Annotated in this window: 15 protein-coding genes; 9 read left to right on the top strand and 6 right to left on the bottom strand. The window is 69.2% G+C overall.

What is annotated here, in order from left to right:
* Positions 1–101: 101 nt before the first annotated feature.
* The 6 genes from ACLJK8_RS02110 to ACLJK8_RS02135 all read left to right on the top strand — a co-directional run bounded on the left by ACLJK8_RS02110 (position 102) and on the right by ACLJK8_RS02135 (position 6,203).
* Positions 102–983 carry a protein-disulfide reductase DsbD domain-containing protein gene (locus ACLJK8_RS02110; protein ID WP_413148348.1) on the top strand — a complete coding sequence of 294 codons (882 nt, stop codon included), beginning with the start codon at positions 102–104 and terminating at the stop codon, positions 981–983.
* Positions 984–1,104: 121 nt separating this feature from the next.
* On the top strand, positions 1,105–1,605 hold the full coding sequence (locus tag ACLJK8_RS02115; RefSeq protein WP_413148349.1) for an N-acetyltransferase family protein: 501 nt from the start codon (positions 1,105–1,107) through the stop codon (positions 1,603–1,605).
* A gap of 114 nt (positions 1,606–1,719) precedes the next feature.
* A complete protein-coding gene (locus tag ACLJK8_RS02120; protein ID WP_413148350.1) occupies positions 1,720–2,730 on the top strand; it encodes a TRAP transporter substrate-binding protein in 1,011 nt (336 codons plus the stop codon).
* Positions 2,731–2,788: 58 nt separating this feature from the next.
* Positions 2,789–3,421, top strand: a complete 633-nt coding sequence (locus ACLJK8_RS02125; protein WP_413148351.1) for a TRAP transporter small permease — start codon at positions 2,789–2,791, stop codon at positions 3,419–3,421.
* Positions 3,418–4,743 carry a TRAP transporter large permease gene (locus tag ACLJK8_RS02130; protein WP_413148352.1) on the top strand — a complete coding sequence of 442 codons (1,326 nt, stop codon included), beginning with the start codon at positions 3,418–3,420 and terminating at the stop codon, positions 4,741–4,743. Before ACLJK8_RS02125 ends, ACLJK8_RS02130 begins: the two co-directional genes overlap by 4 nt.
* A gap of 53 nt (positions 4,744–4,796) precedes the next feature.
* Positions 4,797–6,203 (top strand): hypothetical protein, encoded by a 1,407-nt coding sequence (locus ACLJK8_RS02135; protein WP_413148353.1) that lies wholly within the window; start codon positions 4,797–4,799, stop codon positions 6,201–6,203.
* On the opposite strand, the gene ACLJK8_RS02140 is transcribed toward ACLJK8_RS02135, so the two are convergent.
* Complete coding sequence (locus tag ACLJK8_RS02140; protein WP_413148354.1) at positions 6,204–8,414, bottom strand: cyanophycinase; 2,211 nt, start codon at positions 8,412–8,414, stop codon at positions 6,204–6,206. It lies immediately after the preceding gene.
* A 13-nt stretch (positions 8,415–8,427) separates the two neighbouring features.
* Positions 8,428–11,169, bottom strand: a complete 2,742-nt coding sequence (cphA, locus tag ACLJK8_RS02145; RefSeq protein WP_413148355.1) for a cyanophycin synthetase — start codon at positions 11,167–11,169, stop codon at positions 8,428–8,430.
* Between the two features lie 94 nt (positions 11,170–11,263).
* On the opposite strand from cphA, the gene ACLJK8_RS02150 reads away from it, so the two are divergent.
* Positions 11,264–12,430 carry a succinylglutamate desuccinylase/aspartoacylase family protein gene (locus tag ACLJK8_RS02150; RefSeq protein WP_413148356.1) on the top strand — a complete coding sequence of 389 codons (1,167 nt, stop codon included), beginning with the start codon at positions 11,264–11,266 and terminating at the stop codon, positions 12,428–12,430.
* Positions 12,431–12,448: 18 nt separating this feature from the next.
* Here ACLJK8_RS02150 and ACLJK8_RS02155 read toward each other — a convergent pair whose 3' ends face one another.
* Positions 12,449–12,877, bottom strand: a complete 429-nt coding sequence (locus tag ACLJK8_RS02155) for an Lrp/AsnC family transcriptional regulator (RefSeq protein WP_413148357.1) — start codon at positions 12,875–12,877, stop codon at positions 12,449–12,451.
* 138 nt (positions 12,878–13,015) lie between these two features.
* On the opposite strand from ACLJK8_RS02155, the gene rocF reads away from it, so the two are divergent.
* Positions 13,016–14,038: an arginase gene (gene rocF / locus ACLJK8_RS02160; protein ID WP_413148358.1), complete on the top strand. Its 1,023-nt coding sequence runs from the start codon at positions 13,016–13,018 to the stop codon at positions 14,036–14,038.
* Entirely contained in the window at positions 14,035–15,252 is a 1,218-nt protein-coding gene (gene rocD, locus ACLJK8_RS02165; RefSeq protein WP_413148359.1) for an ornithine--oxo-acid transaminase, read from the top strand. Before rocF ends, rocD begins: the two co-directional genes overlap by 4 nt.
* Positions 15,253–15,398: 146 nt before the next feature.
* Here the strand turns inward: rocD and ACLJK8_RS02170 are convergent, their stop codons facing one another.
* The 3 genes from ACLJK8_RS02170 to ACLJK8_RS02180 are packed head-to-tail and all read right to left on the bottom strand — an operon-like array spanning position 15,399 to position 17,496.
* Positions 15,399–16,196 carry an amino acid ABC transporter ATP-binding protein gene (locus ACLJK8_RS02170; RefSeq protein ID WP_413148360.1) on the bottom strand — a complete coding sequence of 266 codons (798 nt, stop codon included), beginning with the start codon at positions 16,194–16,196 and terminating at the stop codon, positions 15,399–15,401.
* The gene (locus ACLJK8_RS02175; protein ID WP_413148361.1) at positions 16,193–16,858 is read right to left on the bottom strand and encodes an amino acid ABC transporter permease; all 666 of its coding nucleotides are present in this window, start codon (positions 16,856–16,858) and stop codon (positions 16,193–16,195) included. The genes ACLJK8_RS02170 and ACLJK8_RS02175 overlap by 4 nt, the downstream gene beginning before the upstream one ends.
* The gene (locus tag ACLJK8_RS02180) at positions 16,855–17,496 is read right to left on the bottom strand and encodes an amino acid ABC transporter permease (protein WP_413148362.1); all 642 of its coding nucleotides are present in this window, start codon (positions 17,494–17,496) and stop codon (positions 16,855–16,857) included. Before ACLJK8_RS02180 ends, ACLJK8_RS02175 begins: the two co-directional genes overlap by 4 nt.
* Positions 17,497–17,498 lie beyond the last annotated feature (2 nt).

Here is a 17,498-nt window from a genome sequence, read left to right on the forward strand (position 1 = left end):
CCGCGCCGGGGCGCGAATCCGCGGGGCTCGCCGCGATGTGACCGGTCCGTGCGTCGCCGGGGACTTCCGCTGGGCCGCGCGACGTGGAAAATGGGGGGATCATGTTTCACGCCGCCCCGCCATCGCTGATCCTCCCCGCCCTGGTCGCCGCGCTTCTCGCCGGAGGCGCCGTTCTGGCGCCGGGTGATGCCGGCGCCGCCCCCGCGGCACGTGCCGACCTCGCCGACGGCGTCGCGCGCGTGTCGCTGATCGACGGCTGGCGCACCCCGGAGGGCGGCGTCGTCGCGGCGATCGCAATCAAGCTCGCGCCCGGCTGGCACACCTACTGGCGCAACCCGGGCGACATCGGCATGCCGCCCAGCTTCGACTGGAGCGGGTCGCGCAATCTCGCGGGCGTCGCGATCAGCTGGCCGAAGCCGAAGGTCTTCGAGACCTTCGGCGACCGCTCGATCGGCTACGAGGGCGGTGTCGTCCTGCCGATCACGCTCACGCCGCGCGACCCGTCGCGCCCCGTCGATCTCGCGCTCGACCTCGTGATGGGCGTCTGCGCCGAGGTCTGCGTGCCGGACGGAGGCAGTCTGGCGGCGACCTTCGGGCCGGAACCGCGCGGCGATGCCGAGCCGGCGCCGATCCGCGCCGCCTTCGCCGACCGGCCGCGGACGGAGAAGGAAGCCGGTGTCGCGAGCGTGACCTGCGATCTCGCGCGAAGGCCGGAGGGGCTGGAAGTCACGGCGACGGTCAATTTCAACCGGCGCGCCGAGCCGGGGCAGGTCGCGGTGATCGAAAGTTCCCAGCCCGGTCTCTGGATCGGTGCTTCCGAAACCCAGACGCTGGAACGATCGCTGGTCGCCCGGGCGCCGATCGAAGCCGGATCGGGCGCGATCGATCGGGGCGATCTGCGTATGACCCTGGTCAGCGCGGAGGATGCGATCGACATCGAGGGCTGTGACGCTTCGACGCAACAGCTTTCCGCCGCGCGCTGAGCGGACCGTCCCGGGGCTCCGCCTTGCACGGCGATGACACCACGCACATCTTGCAAACCGAGGAGCCCGCGCCCGAACCGGCGCGCTGGAAGCCGCTCCCCGACGCGCGGAGGGATGTCTGGTGATCAAGATCCGCTGGTCGACGGCGGAGGACGCCGGCGCCCTGGCCCGGCTTCACGCCGCGTCCTGGCGCAACGCCTACGCGGGCATCCTCGCGCGGCCGGTGATCGACCGCATGATCTCCTACCGCGGCGCCAGCTTCTGGCGGCGGGCCGGCGGCGGCGGACGCGCGCTGGTCCTCGGGCTCGACGGCACGCTGCTCGGCTATGCGACGATGGGCTTCGACCGGCGCGCGATCCGGGCCGGGGACCGGACCACGGGCGAGATCTTCGAGCTTTACCTCGCCCCCGAGGCGCAGGGCCTCGGCCTCGGCCGCCGGCTCTTCCAGGCCGCGCGGGGCGAACTCGAGGCCTACGGTTTCAGCCGGCTGCGCGTCTGGGCGCTGGCCGAGAACGAGGTCGGATGCCGCTTTTATCGCGCCCTCGGCGGGCAGGAGCGCGAGCGGGCGGTCGAACGGATCGGCGGCCGCGACGTCGAGAAGATCGCCTTCCGCTGGGACTGAGGCGACGTGCCGCCGCGCCGGCCCGGCGAAACTCCGCCGTAGCCACGGCGTTCCGGAAATGGCAACAATTACCCCACAGCCGCCTAAGGAGGCGGCCAACGGGAGGTAAGATCCATGCTGACGCGTCGCAGCTTCAACGCCCTGACCGGGGCAGCCGCGGTCACCCTGTCGGCCCCCGGCATCATCCGGGCCCAGGGCACCGTCACGATCAAGTTCAGCCATGTCGTCGCACCCGACACGCCGAAGGGCAAGGGCGCGCTCAAGTTCAAGGAACTGGCCGAGCAATACACCAACGGCGCCGCCGTCGTCGAAGTCTATCCCAACAGCCAGCTCTACAAGGACAAGGAAGAACTGGAGGCGCTGCAACTCGGCGCGGTGCAGATGCTCGCGCCGTCGCTCGCGAAGTTCGGCCCGCTCGGCGCGCAGCAGTTCGAGCTCTTCGACCTGCCGATGCTCTTCGATGGCCGCGACCAGCTTCGCAAGATCACCGAGGGCGAGATCGGCGCGCAGCTTCTGGGGCTCCTGGAGGACAAGGGCATCTCGGGCCTCGCCTACTGGGACAACGGCTTCAAGATCATGTCGGCGAACTCGCCGCTCATCGTCCCGGACGATTTCCTCGGGCTGAAGATGCGCATCCAGTCCTCGAAGATCCTCGAGGCGCAGATGGAGGCGCTCGGCGCCGTGCCGCAGGTCATGGCCTTCTCCGAGGTCTATCAGGCACTGCAGACCGGCGTCGTGGACGGGACCGAGAACCCGCCCTCCAACATGTACACCCAGAAGATGCACGAGGTGCAGTCCAACGCCACGCTCTCGCGCCACGGCTATCTCGGCTACGCGGTGATCGTGAACAAGCCGTTCTGGGACGGGCTGCCCGAGGATGTCCGCGCCAATCTCGACAAGGCGATGGCCGAGGCGACCGAATACGCGAACGGCATCGCCGAGGAGGAGAACGACAAGTCGCTCCAGGCGATGATGGACGCCGGCACCACCGAGTTCCACGAGATGACCCCCGAGGAGCGGGCGGAATGGGCCGAGGTGCTTCGCCCGGTGCATGAGGAGATGTCCGACCGCATCGGCGCCGACCTGATCCAGCAGGTCTACGACGCGCTCGGCACCGCGAGCTGACCCCTTCCGCCGACGGCGCGCCTGATCCGGGCGCGCCGAATTTCATTCGGGGCTTGCCATGTTCCTGCGCATCCTCGACCGTTTCGAAGAGATCCTGATCTCGGTCCTGATGGCGCTCGCCGTCCTGCTGATCTTCGTCGCGGTCGTCCATCGGTTTTCCATCGGCTACGCCGCCGATCTGGTCGGCTTCGCCCGATCCAACGACATGCCGGGCCTTCAGGACACCGCCCGGTCCATCTTCCGCGCGATCAATTCGATCAAGCTCACCTGGGCGCAGGAAGCCTGCATCTACCTCTTCGTCTGGATGGCCAAATTCGGCGCCGCCTACGGCGTGCGGATCGGCATCCATGTCGGCGTGGACGTGCTGGTGGAGCGGCTGACCGGCAAGGCGAAAACGATTATCACCGTGATCGCCATGTCGGGCGGCATCCTCTTCACCGCGATCATCGCCTGGATCGGCACCGATTTCGTCTGGCATGTGCGAAAGGGCGGGCAGGTTTCGCCCGACCTCGAGATGCCGATGTGGATCATCTATCTCGCCGTGCCGCTCGGCTCGGCGCTCATGTGCTTCCGCTTCGTCCAGGCGCTCTGGCGTTACCTCCGGACCGGGGAAATCGCACATCACGACCTCGGCGCGGTCGAAGGGGTGAAGGAGGAGGCGCGCGACGTCTCCAAGGGGGGCCACGGATGACCGCGCTCATCATCTTCCTGATCCTCGCGGTCCTCTTGACCACGGGGATGCCGGTCTCGATCGCGCTCGGCCTCACGGTCTTCTCCTTCCTGTTCTTCTTCGCCGACATCCCGATGGATTCGATCGCGCTGAAGCTCTTCACCGGGATCGAGAAATTCGAGATCATGGCGATCCCGTTCTTCATCCTCGCCGGAAACTTCCTGACCCATGGCGGGGTGGCGCGGCGCATGATCCGCTTCGCGACCGCGATGGTCGGCCACTGGTACGGCGGCATGGGCCTCGCGGCGGTGCTCGCCTGCGCGCTCTTCGCGGCGATCTCCGGCTCCTCGCCCGCCACGGTGATGGCGGTGGGCTCGATCCTCATCCCGGCGATGGTCCAGCAGGGCTATCCGCCGCGCTTCGGGGTCGGCACGGTGACGACGGCGGGCGGGCTCGGCATCCTGATCCCGCCCTCGATCGTCATGGTCATGTACGCGGTCGCCACTTCCGGCATGGTCGTGACCGGCCCCGAGGGTCAGCCGGTCAGTTCCGCCTCGATCGGCACGCTCTTCATGGCGGGGGTCATTCCGGGCATGCTGCTGGCCAGCATGCTGGGCGGCACGACGATCTACCGCGCCTGGAAGAACGACTATCCCCGGATGGAACAGGCGAGCTGGGCCGAGCGCTGGAAGGCGTTCCGCGAGTCCATCTGGGGGCTCATGCTCATCATCATCATCATGGGCGGCATCTACGGCGGCGTCTTCACGCCGACCGAGGCGGCGGCGGTGAGCGCGGTCTATGCCTTCGTCATCGCCGTCTGGGTCTATCGCGACATCCGCCTCCGCGACGTGCCGCGCGTGCTGCTCTCCTCGGCGGCGATGTCGGCGATGCTGCTCTACATCATCACCAACGCGGTCATGTTCGCCTTCATCCTGACCTCGGAGCAGATCCCGCAGGCGATGTCGGCCTGGATCGTCGATCAGGGCATGGGCAAGATCGGCTTCCTGCTCGTCGTGAACCTGCTCCTGCTCGCCATCGGCATGGTGATGGAACCCTCGGCGATCGTGCTCATCATGGCGCCGATCCTCTATCCGGTCGCGGTGAAGCTCGGCGTCGATCCGGTGCATTTCGGCATCATGATGGTCGTCAACATGGAGATCGGCCTCTGCTCGCCGCCCGTGGGGCTCAATCTCTACGTCGGCTCGGCGATCTCGAAGCTCGGGCTGACCGAGGTGACGCGCGCCGCGCTGCCCTGGCTCCTCACGGCGCTGGTCTTCCTGATGCTCGTGACCTATGTGCCGGAAATATCGCTGCTTCTGCCCCGGCTCCTGGGGATGAACTGAGGCGGGGAGGACGGAGCGCGCGGGCGGCCCGCGCGAGGAGCGAAGGATCACGAATGCCCCTCGACGCGCGGTTCGCCGGACTGGCCGGTGTGCTCCCGGCGGGCGTCATGCTCGCCATGATCGCCTATGAATACACCGGCCATCCGGTCGCCGCCGCGATCGCGGGCGCGCTCTCCCTCGGCGCGGTCGCGGCCTTCGGGATCAAGGCCCCGCCGTCGCGCACGCTCTTCATCCTCGTGGGCCTCATCCTCACCGTCTGGGCCGCGGCGACCCGGTCCGACTGGCTCGCCGGTGTCGGCACCGCGATCCTGCGCGGCAGCTTCATCGTCGCGCTCTTCACCGCGCTGACCGCGATCCGGAACGCGGCGATGAGTTCGCGCGAGATCGTCGCCTGCGGCCGGTTCCTCGCCCGGCAGCCGCCGGGCCTGCGCTATCTCGCGCTGACCATGGGCGGGCATTTCTTCGGCCTCGTCCTGCTCTACGGCTCGATCTCGCTGCTCGGCGGGCTCGCGGCCGAGAGCGTGGCGAGGGAGCGTGATCCCGAGATCGGGCGGATCAGACTGAGGCGCATGCTGCTCGCGGTGCATCGCGGTTTCGCGGCGACGCTCTGCTGGTCGCCGATCGCCTTCTCGATGGCGATCACCACGACGCTCATCCCCGGGGCGACCTGGACCGAGGCCGCGATCCCCTGCGTCGTCAGCGCCGCGATGATGCTGCTCGGCGGCTGGGCGATCGACACGATCTTCAAGCCGCGGGTCTCGCGGACACCACCGGCCCAAGTCCCGCCAGAGGGCGGCTGGTTCGAGAACCTGCGTCCCCTGCTCCTCCTCCTGCTTGCGATCGGGACCGGGACCGCGGTCCTGCGCTGGGCAACCGGCGTCGAGGTGATCGGCGCCGTCATGTCGGTCGTCCCCGCCGTCGCGGTGCTCTGGATCTTCCTGCAGGGCTCGCCGATCGGGATCAACCGCGGCGCCTATACCGCTTCGCGGGTCGCGGATTTCGTGACCGGCGAGCTCGCCGCCTACCGGGGCGAGATCCTGCTGCTCTTCATGGCCGCCTTCATCGGCAGCCTCGGCGCCTTCGTGCTCGTACCGCTGATGGCCGACCACGGCCCGGATCTGACCGCGCCGCCGGCGGTCCTGATCGCGATCGCGATGGTCTGGCTCATCCCGCTGACCGGGCAGCTCGGCATGAATCCGATCCTTTCGGTCTCGCTCCTGATCCCGCTCCTGCCCACGCCCGCCGAGATCGGTCTGCATCCGGCGGTGCTCGTCACCGCGATCACCGGCGGCTGGGCGCTGAGTGGCAATACCTCGCCCTTCACCGCCTCGGTCCTGCTGGTCGGCGCGCTGGGCAAGGTGCGCCCGGTCCATGCCGGGCTGGTCTGGAACGGCGCCTACGCGCTCATCCTCGGCGTGGCGCTCTCGCTCTGGGTGCTGGCGCTGTCGCTCATGCTCTGATCAGTCGCAATCGTCGCGCGGCGACTCGAGGTCGAGCGCGGCGGTCAGGGTGCCGGTCGCGCGGAAGCTCACCCGCGCGCCGCGCGCGCCCCGGCGAGCCACGCCGCGGGCCAGATCATCCGCGAGCCGACCGAGCAGCACCGGCGAGGCGAGGCAGGGCTCGGCGCGGATGACCTCGCCACTCGCCAGATCCGCCGTGTCGCCCGGCCCGACCAGCGTGAGGCGGATGTCCCTCGCGACGAAACTGTCGCTTTGCAGTTCGAGCGCCGAGGCGCCGGTATCGACGAGGACGAAGCCATGTCGCCCGTGCGCCGTGAACCGCGTTCCCTGTCCGGTCGCGATCACGACGCTCTCCTCGCAGACGCCGATGCCGAAACGCTCGTTCTCCTCGGCGCAGGCGACCACGAGACGGCCGAGCCGTCCCGAGGAGATCAGGTTCTGATCGACGATACCCGCGCCGAGGAAGCCGATCCCCTCCTCGATCACCAGCCCCGGATGCCCCAGATCGGAGGCGACGCCGTAGCGCAGCGCCTCCTCCGAGGAGCCGCCCGCGATCATCACCGATGAGACCGCCGCCGCCGCCCCGCTCGGCGTGACGAGCGCCGCGCCGCGCGCATGGGCGCGCGCGATGGCGCCGAGCACGCCGCTTTCCTCGCCCCGGTGCAGCAGGGTCTCGACCAGGCGGATCTGGTTGCCGCCGCAGAGCAGGATCGCATCGAGCGCGGCGATCCGGTCGAGCCGCGCGGGGTCGGCGGAAACATACTCGACCGTGTCGATGGTGACGCTGAGGTCGATCCCGCGCAGACCCACCCGCCCCAGCGCCTCGATATGATCGGCGGCGGCGCGCGCGGGCTCGGCGGAGGCGGCGGCGATCACGCCCACCTCCACCGGCCCCGGAACCGCTGGCCCGGAGTCCGGTGGCCCGGACTCCAGTTGCCCGACGAGATCGCGCACCACGCCGAGCATCTCCGCGCCTCCGTCCCGGAGCGGCGAGGAACCGAGCAGGATGACCGGCGCCTTCGGGTTCGGCGCCTCCGTGCCAGCGCCGCGGCGGACGAGCGCGGCGGTCTCCGTCGCTCCCACGCGCTCGCGGATCAGCTTCGCCCGGAAATTGAGCGCGGTCATGCGAAGCCCGGTCTCCGGCGTCGCGATCATGCCGGCGGCGACCCGCGGCGTCTTTTCGAGCGCCACCGTCGCCCTGATCCCCGACCGCACCTCGAGCGCCTCCCCCCGGTCGGCCGCGTAATGCGCCGGATCGCCCAGCACGAGGCGCGCCATCAGGTCGTAAAGCGCATAGGCGCCGAAGACATTGCGCCGCGAATTCGCGGGCGCGCGATAGGCCATCTCGGAGCGCCGCACCCGTCGCTTCGCCGGGCCCGCGTGGGCGCGGTGCCGCGCGAGGTCGATCCAGTCGCCGTCATCGACGTAGGAGAGCCGGAACGCCTGTTCCGCCCTTCCATCCGGCCCGGCCGTCCGCCGGCGCAGATCCACGAGCATGACGCCATACTCGCCCCGGACCCGCGCGACTTCGCCTTCGACCAGCAGCGCGGTGTTCTCGTCCACCCCGAAGCCCCGGCGCACCCCGGCGGCCTCCATCCCCACGATCAGCCGGCCGAGCCGGCCGCGCTTGATGAAATGCTGATCGACCATGCCGAAGCCGAAGAAGCCGAGTCCGGTCCCCATGAGGAGGCCCGGGCGATCCGGGTCGGTGACGCACCCATGCACGACGGATTCGAGCGAGGTCCCGCCGAGGATCATCGGTCCCGACATCATCGCCGCCCCGGCGCTGGAACCGGCGATCAGCCCGCCGGCCCGATGCGCGGCGCGGATCGCCGCGAGGACCGGCGTCTCGGCGCCATCCCGGACCAGCGCCGCGACGATCTTCGCCTGGTCGCCGCCGGTGAAATAGACGCTGCCGAAATCCGCGACCTTGCCGAGATTGGCCGGATCGTAGGCGGCCTGCCCGGCGTTCTCCGCCGTCAGGTCGCAGACCTCCGCCTCGAACCCGTGGTTCTGGAAGGCGCGCAACGTCTCCTCGCCGACCTCGCGCGGCTCGCCGGAAGCGGTCGGGAAGACGAGGATGCGCCCGCCCGACATCCGGTGCATCTCGGCGTAGACCGCGACATTGTCGTCTTCGAGCCGCCCGCCAATCACGGCGAGCCGCCTTGCGCCGGCCTGGGCGGGCTCGGCCGGACCGGAGCCGGTGGCCATGCCTTCTGTCCGGTCAGTCAAGGGGCACGATGCGCACACCGCGCGCGTCGCTCAGGACGCGGTAGCCCTCGGGCACATCGAAGCCACCGGCCGCGACCAGCGCCTCCGGCGTCACCGGCTCGGCCTTCTCGACCGGATCGAAATAGATGATCCGCTTCCAGGATCGCGTGATCGCCTCGCAGAAGATCAGCACCAGATCCTGCGGCCGCGCCATGCCGAGGGCGGTCTCGATCGCTTCCTCCTCGCTCGGCACGATCCGGATACGCTGGGCCTCGACTCCCCGTTCGATCAGCCGCGCCCGGATGATCTCCGGCACCTCCTCCGGAGTTCGGCCGCGCGGGTCGTCGTCGGAATGGCAGATGTATTCGTCGAAATGCCCGGCGACCTTGTCGGCGATCGCCCGCGCATCCTCGTCGCGCCGGTCCCCCGGACAGGTCACGCAGACGATGCGCTTGCCGAGCGGCCTGAGCCGCTCGACCAGATCGACCATGGCGCCGACAGCGGCCTCGTTGTGGCCGTAGTCGAGGATCACGCGGAAACCATGCTCGTCATAGACGTTCATCCGGCCCGGACTCTGGTAGAAGGTATTGTCGAAGGTCCGGAGCCCGTTCCTGATCTGGTCGAGCGTCAGCCCCAGCGCATGGGCCATCGCCGCCGCGAACATCGCATTCTCGACGTTGTGCAACGCCTTGCCTTCCAGCGTCGCAGGAATGAGATGCGTCCAGATGAGCGGGATCTGCCCGCCGTGGGCGTAGATCACGATCTGGTCGCCGTTCATGCCCTGCTCCAGCACCACGGCGGGCTGGCCGAGCCGGATGTGCTCGCGCACCAGCGGATGATCGGCGCGGCGGGTGACGTAGCAGATCTCCCGCGCCTCCGTGAAGGCCGCCATCCGCAGCGTCTGCTCGTCATCCGCGTTCAGGACCGCGCAGTCCTTCGCCACCTCGACGACCAGCCGCTTCACCTTGGCGAGTTCCTCGACGGTATCGACGCCGCCAAGTCCCAGATGGTCCGAGGTCACGTTCAGGACCGCGTCCACGTCGCAATAGCGGTAGCCGAGCCCCGCGCGCACGATCCCGCCCCGCGCGGTCTCGATCACCGCCATGTCGACGGAGGGGTCGCGCAGCACCATCGAGGCCGCGACCGGCCCGGTCATGTCGCCGCGCACCGTCACGTTGCCGTCGATATAGACCGCGTCGGTCGAGGTCTGGCCGACCACATGCCCCGCCATCTTCAGCACATGGGCGAGCATGCGCGCCGTCGTCGTCTTGCCGTTGGTCCCGGTGAGGGCCGCGATCGGAATCCGGCTCGGCGTGCCGGGCGGGAACAGCATCTCGATCACCTTGCCGCCCACGTCGCGGCTCCTGCCCTCCGAAGGCGCGATATGCATCCGCATCCCCGGCCCCGCGTTGATCTCGCAGATCGCGCCGCCGGTCTCGCGAAAGCTCCGGGTGATGTCAGTGGTCAGGAAATCGACGCCGCCGATGTCGAGCCCGACGCCCCGGATCGCGCGCTCCGCCATCAGCTTGTTGTCGGGGTGGATCACGTCGGTCACGTCGATCGCCGTGCCGCCGGTCGAGATGTTCGCCGTCCGGCGCAGATAGATGACCTCTCCCTCGGGCGGGACGCTTTCAGGCGTGTAGCCCCGCTCGCCCAGGAGCGCCTCCGCCGTCTCGTCGAGCTCGAGCCGGGTCAGCATGTTCTCATGCCCGACGCCTCGCTGCGGGTCCTCGTTCACCTGATCCACGAGTTCGGCGATGGTCCGGCGCCCGTCGCCGATCACATGGCCCGGCATCCGCCGCGCGGCGGCGACAAGCTCGCCGTTCACGACGAAGAGCCGATGGTCGTCACCCAGGATCATGCTCTCGACCACGACGCCGGAGCCTTGCTCGGCGGCGCGCTCATAGGCCGCCGCGACCTCATCGTCGCTCCCGAGATCGACCGCGACGCCCCGGCCATGATTGCCATCGACGGGCTTCACCACCACCGGATAGCCGATGTCGCGCGCGGCATCGGCGGCGTCCTCCGCGTCGCGCACGAAGATCTGGCGCGGAACCGGCAGACCGAGGTCGGAGAGGAGCCGGGCGCAGAGTTCCTTGTCCGAGGCGATCTCGACCGCGATATGCGAGGTCTGGCTCGTCAGCGCCGCCTCGATCCGCTTGGCATATTTTCCCTGCCCGACCTGGATCATGCTGGCCTCGTTGAGCCGCGCCCAGGGGATGTCGCGCGCCTCCGCCGCGTGGACGAGCGCGAGCGCGGTCGGACCGAGCAAACGGCGGCTGGCGAAGCGTTCGAAACTCTCGATCTCGGCGGCGATCTCGCCCTCGTCGGCTCCCTCCTCCGGGGCGATAAGGTCGAGGATGATCTCGCGCGCGACCTCTCCGGCTTCGAGCCCGATTTCCCGGGATTCGTAGCCGTAAAGCACCTCGACGTGCCCCTCCCGGACCGAGGGGCGGGTGAAGGCGCCATCCGACGGCGCGCCAGCCCGGATCTGGAGCGCGAGGGCGACATGGGCGAGAAACTCGCCGAGATGACAGTCCGGAGCCTCGCGCAGCCGGGGAAGCAGCGGCTCGCCGGTCTCGGTCAGCGCGGTCGCCAGCGTCGGAAGCTCGCGCAGGAGCGGCGGCAGCAGCGTCTCGGCATAGTCGCGGACCGGCGTCTCCGCGCGGCGATGCAGATCCAGCGTGAGACGGATCATCGGCCGGCGCGAATGGATGTTCGGCCCGACATAGACCGAGGACGAGACGATCTCCATGGCTGCTCCTGTTGGCCCCGTCCGTCCAGTGGTAGTGCGGGGCGCGGCCCTCGGAAAGCTTCTTTTCCGAAGGATCAGCGAGGGAGGGCGGAGCATGGCTGGCACACCGACGACCGAAGGACCGGGCAGACGCGACAGGATTCCCCTGCCGCCGATCGCTCCCGGAACACGGAGGGAGCTGACGGTGCTCCGGTTCGGGAGCCCGGGCGCGCGCCCGAAGGCCTATCTGCAGGCGGGGCTCCACGCCGACGAACTGCCGGGCATGCTGATCCTCGCGATCCTCGCGGAGATGCTGGCCGAGGCGGAGGCCCGGGGCGAGATCGGGGGCGACATCGGGGGCGAGATCATCCTCGTCCCGGTCGCCAATCCGATCGGCCTCGCGCAGCACCGGACCGGTTTCCTGCTCGGGCGCTACGAGAACAACACGGCCGGCAATTTCAACCGCGACTATCTCGATCTCGCCGCCATCGTCTCGCCGCGGCTCGCGGGCCGTCTGGGGCGGGACGCGGCGGCGAATGTCGCGACGATCCGCGCGGCGATGGCCGAGGCACTGGCGGAGCAGGCGCCGCGGACCGAGGTCGCGGCGCTGCGCCACGCGCTGCTCACGCTCTCGCATGACGCCGACATCATGCTCGACCTGCACGCCGACAACGAGGCGGAGGTGCATCTCTACACCGGCACCCCGCTCTGGCCCGACGCGGCGGATCTGGCGGCGGAGATCGGCGCGCGGGCGGTGCTGCTCGCCGAGCTCTCCGGCGGCAACCCGTTCGACGAGGCGGTCGGCGGCCCGTGGTGGACGCTCGCCCGCGACCATCCCGACGCGGCGATCCCGCCGGCCTGCCTGTCGGCGACTTTGGAGATGCGCTCGAACGACGATGTGGACCTCACGCGCGCCCGCGCCGATGCCGAGGCACTCATGAACTTCCTCACCCGCCGGGGCGTGTTGCGTGGCGAGCCCCGGCCGCTGCCCGCCGCGCTCTGCGAGGCGACGCCGCTCGAAGCCATGCAGCAGGTCACCGCGACGACGGCCGGGCTCGTGATCTACCGCGCCGCGCTCGGCACCGAGATGCGCGTGGGCGACCTCGTCGCGGAGATCGTCGACCCGCTCGCCGAGACCCCGCCCGTCGAGATCCGCGCGCGGACCTCGGGCGTGCTCTTCGCCCGCCACAGCCAGCCCTACGCCTGGAGCGGCAAGATCATCGGCAAGATCGCCGGCGCCGATCCGCTCCCCGAGCGGACCGGCAGGCTTCTCCCCGGTTAGGGCAGGCACCCGCCCCCGTTACCGCAACTCCGCCAGCAGGATACTCGTCTCCGAATTCGCCACCGCCGGCAGCGCGCGGATCGCCGTCAGCGCCGCGTCGAGCGCCGCGAGATCGGCCGTCGCAAGCTCGGCGATCATGTCCCAGCGTCCGTTCGTCGAATGGACGCGCAGGACTTCCGGCATCCGCCGCAGTCCGGCCACGACGCGGCGCGCCTCGGCGGCGCGAAGCTCGATCGCCATGATCGCGCGCACGCCGGCGCCGATCTCCTCGTTCCGCAGCCGAACGGTGAAGCCGAGCAGCACGCCGTCGCGCGTCAGCCGGTCGATCCGGTTCTGCACCGTACCGCGCGAAACGCCGAGATGCCTCGCCAGCGTCGCCGTCGGCATCCTTCCATCGGCCCGCAGGAGGCCGATCAGCCGCGTGTCGAGATCGTCGAGGCCCATCATGCGGCGAAGTGTCAATCTGGTCTGACGATCTGTCAAGGAACCCCGCGGATCGTCCCGGATTGCCAACTTTTCGCTAACAGCCGCGCGATCTAGATTAGGGCGCGACACCTGACCCTTCTCACGATCATGGAGTGCGCGTTGTACGAGAGATCGCGTTCGGACGAGACCCTTGGCGCGGCGCGCCGGCACGATATCTCGATGCTCGGCATCGGGCTCGAACTCGGCGCGGCGACGCGCGGGACGCTGATGGGTCCCGACGCGCTCCGCACCGCCGGAATCGGGCCGATGCTGGCAGGTCTCGGCCACCGCTTCACCGATCGGGGCACGTTGCGCGACGTGGCGCCAGCGGATGTCGAGATGGACGAGCGATGGGCAGCGCGCTGCAACCACCTCGCCGCGATCGCGGGCTGGACCCGCGCGATCCATGACGAAGCCCATGCCATGAGCCGCGCGACCGGATCGCCGCTGCCGCTCTTCATCGGCGGCGATCATGCGATCTCCATGGGGAGCGTCAGCGGCGTCGCCCGCGCCTGCGCCGAACGCGGGCAGGAGCTGGCCGTGCTCTGGATCGACGCGCATGCCGACTACAACACGCCCGAAACCTCGCCCTCTGGCAACATGCACGGCATGTCGCTCGCCTTTCTCGCCGGCGATCCGATCCTCGCACCGCTACTCGACCCGAGCCGGCCGTTCCGCGCGGTGGCGCGCGAGAATATCCACATCTTCGGCGCCCGCTCGATCGACGCGGCCGAGCGGCTGCGGCTGACCGACCATGGCATCGACTGCGTGGACATGCGCGCGATCGACGAACAGGGCGTCTGCGCCTTGATGCGCGAGCGCATCGCCCGCTGGACCGAGCGCGGAGCGCACCTGCACGTCAGCCTCGATCTCGACTGTCTCGATCCCTCGGTCTCACCAGGTACCGGCACGATGGTTCCGGGCGGCGCCACCTACCGCGAGGCGCATCTCGTGATGGAGATGCTCGCCGACAGCGGCCTCGTGGGCTCGATGGATCTGGTCGAACTCAACCCCTTCCTCGACATGCGCGGCCAGAGCGCCGTCGTCGCGGTCGAACTCATCGCCAGCGCGCTCGGACGCACCGTGCTCGACCGCCTGCCGAACGCCCGCCGCTTCGGCGATATTGGCGACGCCCGCCCGTGACCGAGGAGAGAGACATGCTCGACGCCGCCGATCTGATCGCCCTCGAACAGCGGCTCGGGGCGCGGAACTACAAGCCGCTCGACGTGGTACTGACGAAGGGCGAAGGCGTCTGGGTCGAGGATGTCGATGGCAACCGCTACCTCGATTGCCTCTCGGCCTATTCCGCCGTGAACCAGGGCCATTGCCATCCGAAGATCCTCGCCGCGATGATCGAACAGGCGAGCCGCTTGACGCTGACCTCGCGCGCCTTCCGCAACGATCAGCTCGGCCTCTTCTACGAGGAACTGGCGGCGCTCACCAATAGTCACAAGGTCCTCCCGATGAATTCGGGCGCCGAGGCGGTGGAGACCGCGATCAAGGCGGTCCGCAAATGGGGCTACGAGGTCAAGGGCGTGCCCGAGGACCGGGCCGAGATCATCGTCTGCGAAAACAATTTCCACGGCCGCACGCTCGGCATCGTCTCCTTCTCGACCGATCCGGAGGCGCGCGGCGGCTTCGGCCCCTTCCTGCCCGGCTTCCGGGTGATTCCCTTCGGCGACGCCGTGACGCTCGAAGCCGCGATCACGGAGAACACCGTCGCCTTTCTCGTCGAGCCGATCCAGGGCGAGGCGGGCGTCATCATTCCGCCCGCCGGCTATTTCGCCAAGGCGCGCGAGCTCTGCACCCGACACAACGTCACGCTGATCCTCGACGAGATACAGACCGGGCTCGGCCGGGCGGGCAAGCTGCTCGCCGAGGAGCACGAGGGGATCGAGGCGGATGTTACGCTGGTCGGCAAGGCGCTCGGCGGCGGCTTCTATCCGATCTCGGCGGTGCTTTCGAACCGGGATGTGCTCGGCGTGCTCCAGCCGGGCCAGCATGGCTCGACCTTCGGCGGCAACCCGCTCGCCTGCGCGGTGGCGCGCACCGCGCTCAGAGTGCTGATCGAGGAGGGGATGATCGAACGTTCGGCCGATCTGGGCGATTACTTCCGCGAAGGGCTCGAAGCGGTGCGCTCGAACCGGGTGAAGGAGGTGCGCGGCCGGGGGCTGATGCTCGCGGTCGAACTTCACGCGGAAGCCGGCCCGGCGCGGCCGGTGGTCGAGGCGTTGCGCGAAAAGGGGCTGCTCGCGAAGGAGACGCATGAACGCACGATCCGCTTCTCGCCACCGCTCGTGATCACGCGGGACGAGGTGGACTGGGCGCTCGAGCGCATCGGCGCCGCGCTGCGGTAGCGCTTGGTAGCTGCGCGCACCCGCCCGGCACGAACAGCCCCGGGCGGTGGGTGCGAGCACCCACCCTACACGCGCGATCCCGTAGGGTGGGTGCGCGCACCCACCCTACGGGATCGCGCGTGTAGGGTGGGTGCTCGCACCCACCGTCAGAGCAGCGTCGCCGCTCCGCGATCGAGATAGGTTTCGAGAAACTGGTCGATCCGGGGCTCGCGGGGCTTTGCGAAGACCGTGCCGGGCGGGCCTTCCACGAGGATCTTGCCGTGGTCGAGGAAGGCGATCTTCGATCCGACCGATGCGGCGAAGCCGATCTCATGCGTCACGACCAGCATCGTCATGCCGCTCTCCGCGAGCCGGCGCATCACGTTCAGGACCTCGCCCGTCAGTTCCGGGTCGAGCGAGGCGGTCGGCTCGTCGAAGAGCATGATGCCGGGATCGAGCGCCAGCGCGCGGGCGATCGCCACACGCTGCTGCTGACCGCCGGAAAGCTCGCTCGGATAATGCCCGGCGCGGTGGCCGAGGCCGATCGCATCGAGTTCCTTCCTCGCCCGATCCTCCGCCTCCGCCCGGCTCATGCCGCGCACCGTCACCAGCGCCTCAGAGACATTGCCGAGCGCGGTCATATGCGGCCAGAGGTTGAACTGCTGGAACACCATGCCGATCCGGCTCCGTACCTTGCGGATCTGCCGGGCGGGGAGCTTCACGCGACCGCCCTTCGCGGCCCGGTCGAAGCCGAGCGGATCTCCGTTGATCGCGATATAGCCGTCCGTCGGCTCCTCCAGGAAGGCGACGCAGCGGAGCAGCGTGCTCTTGCCCGAGCCCGAAGGCCCGATCAGGCAGGTGACCTGCCCCTTCGCCACGTCGAGATTGATCCCGTCGAGCACCCGCGTGGTGCCGAAATCCTTGGCAAGCCCTTCGATGCGAACGGCGGGTGTGTCGATATTCATGCCGCGAACCTGTATTTGGAAAGCCGCGCCTCCGCCCGCCGGCCGAGCGCGCCGCAGATCTCGACGAGCGCCCAGTAGATCAGCGCGAGCACGGTGAAGCTCTCGACGAAGGCGTAATGCTGGGAGCCGATCGCGCTCACGCTCAAGGTCAGTTCCGGCAGCGAGATGATCGAGAGGATCGCCGTCTCCTTCAGGATAAGGATCGTCATGTTCACCATCGAGGGCAGGACCAGCACCGTCATCTCCGGCAGGATAATCCGCCGCAGCGTCTGCCACTGGTTGAAACCCACGCAATCCGCCGCTTCGAGATGGCCCTTGGGGATCGCGTCGAAACCGGTGCGCCAGAGTTCGGAATAATAGGCGGCGGCGTAGATCGTGAGCGAGAGGATGCCGGCGGGGATGTTCTCCAGCCGCAGGCCGATGAAGGGGCCGCCGTAGTAGAGCAGGAACACCTGTATCAGGAAGGGCGTGCCGCGGATTACCTCGACGATGCCGCGCAGGAGCCAGCCGAGCGGCGCCGGGCCGTAACGCCGCCCGACCGCGACGAGGAAGCCAACCGCGAGGCCGAGCGCCGAACCCGCGACCCAGAGCATGAGCGTGACGCCGAGCCCCGTCAGGATCTGGGGCAGGTAGGAGAGGATCAGGCCCGCGTCGAAACTCATATCCGCCCCCATTTCAACCGCGCCTCGAGCCCGGTGCCGAGCGCCGCGACGACGAGGTTGATGACGAGATAGATGAACCCCGCCGCCGCGTAGAGTTCGAGCGGGCGATAGGTCGAGGCCGCGAGATCCTGCGCCATCCGGGTGAGTTCGATGACGCCCACGACCGAGACCAGCGAGGAGCTCTTGAGCATCATGATCGCCTCGGAGACGAGCGCGGGCAGCGTGAGCTTGAAGGCGATCGGCAGCCTTATCCGGCGGAAGGTCTGCGAGGCGGAGAGGCCGGTCATCTCCGCCGCCTCGACGAGCCCGGTCGGGACCGAGCCGAAGCCGCCGCGCATGATCTCCGCCTGATAGGCGGCGGTGCAGAGCGCCATGCCGGTGATCGCGGCGACCTCGCTCGGCACGTCGAGGCCAATCGAGGGCAGGAGGTAGTAGATGAGCAGCAACTGCACGAGAAGCGGCGTGCCGCGGAAGAAGCTGACGAAGAGCCGGCCCGCGCCGCGCGCGACCGGGTTCTTCGAGAGCATTCCGGCGCAGACGAGGCAGGCGATGACGAAGCCGATCGCGATCGAGGCCGCCGAGAGCAGCACGGTCAGCCGCGCCGCCTCCACGAGCAGCCAGAAGAGCTTCCACGACATGC

Source organism: Amaricoccus sp. W119 (assembly GCF_047275745.1).
Lineage (GTDB): Bacteria > Pseudomonadota > Alphaproteobacteria > Rhodobacterales > Rhodobacteraceae > Amaricoccus.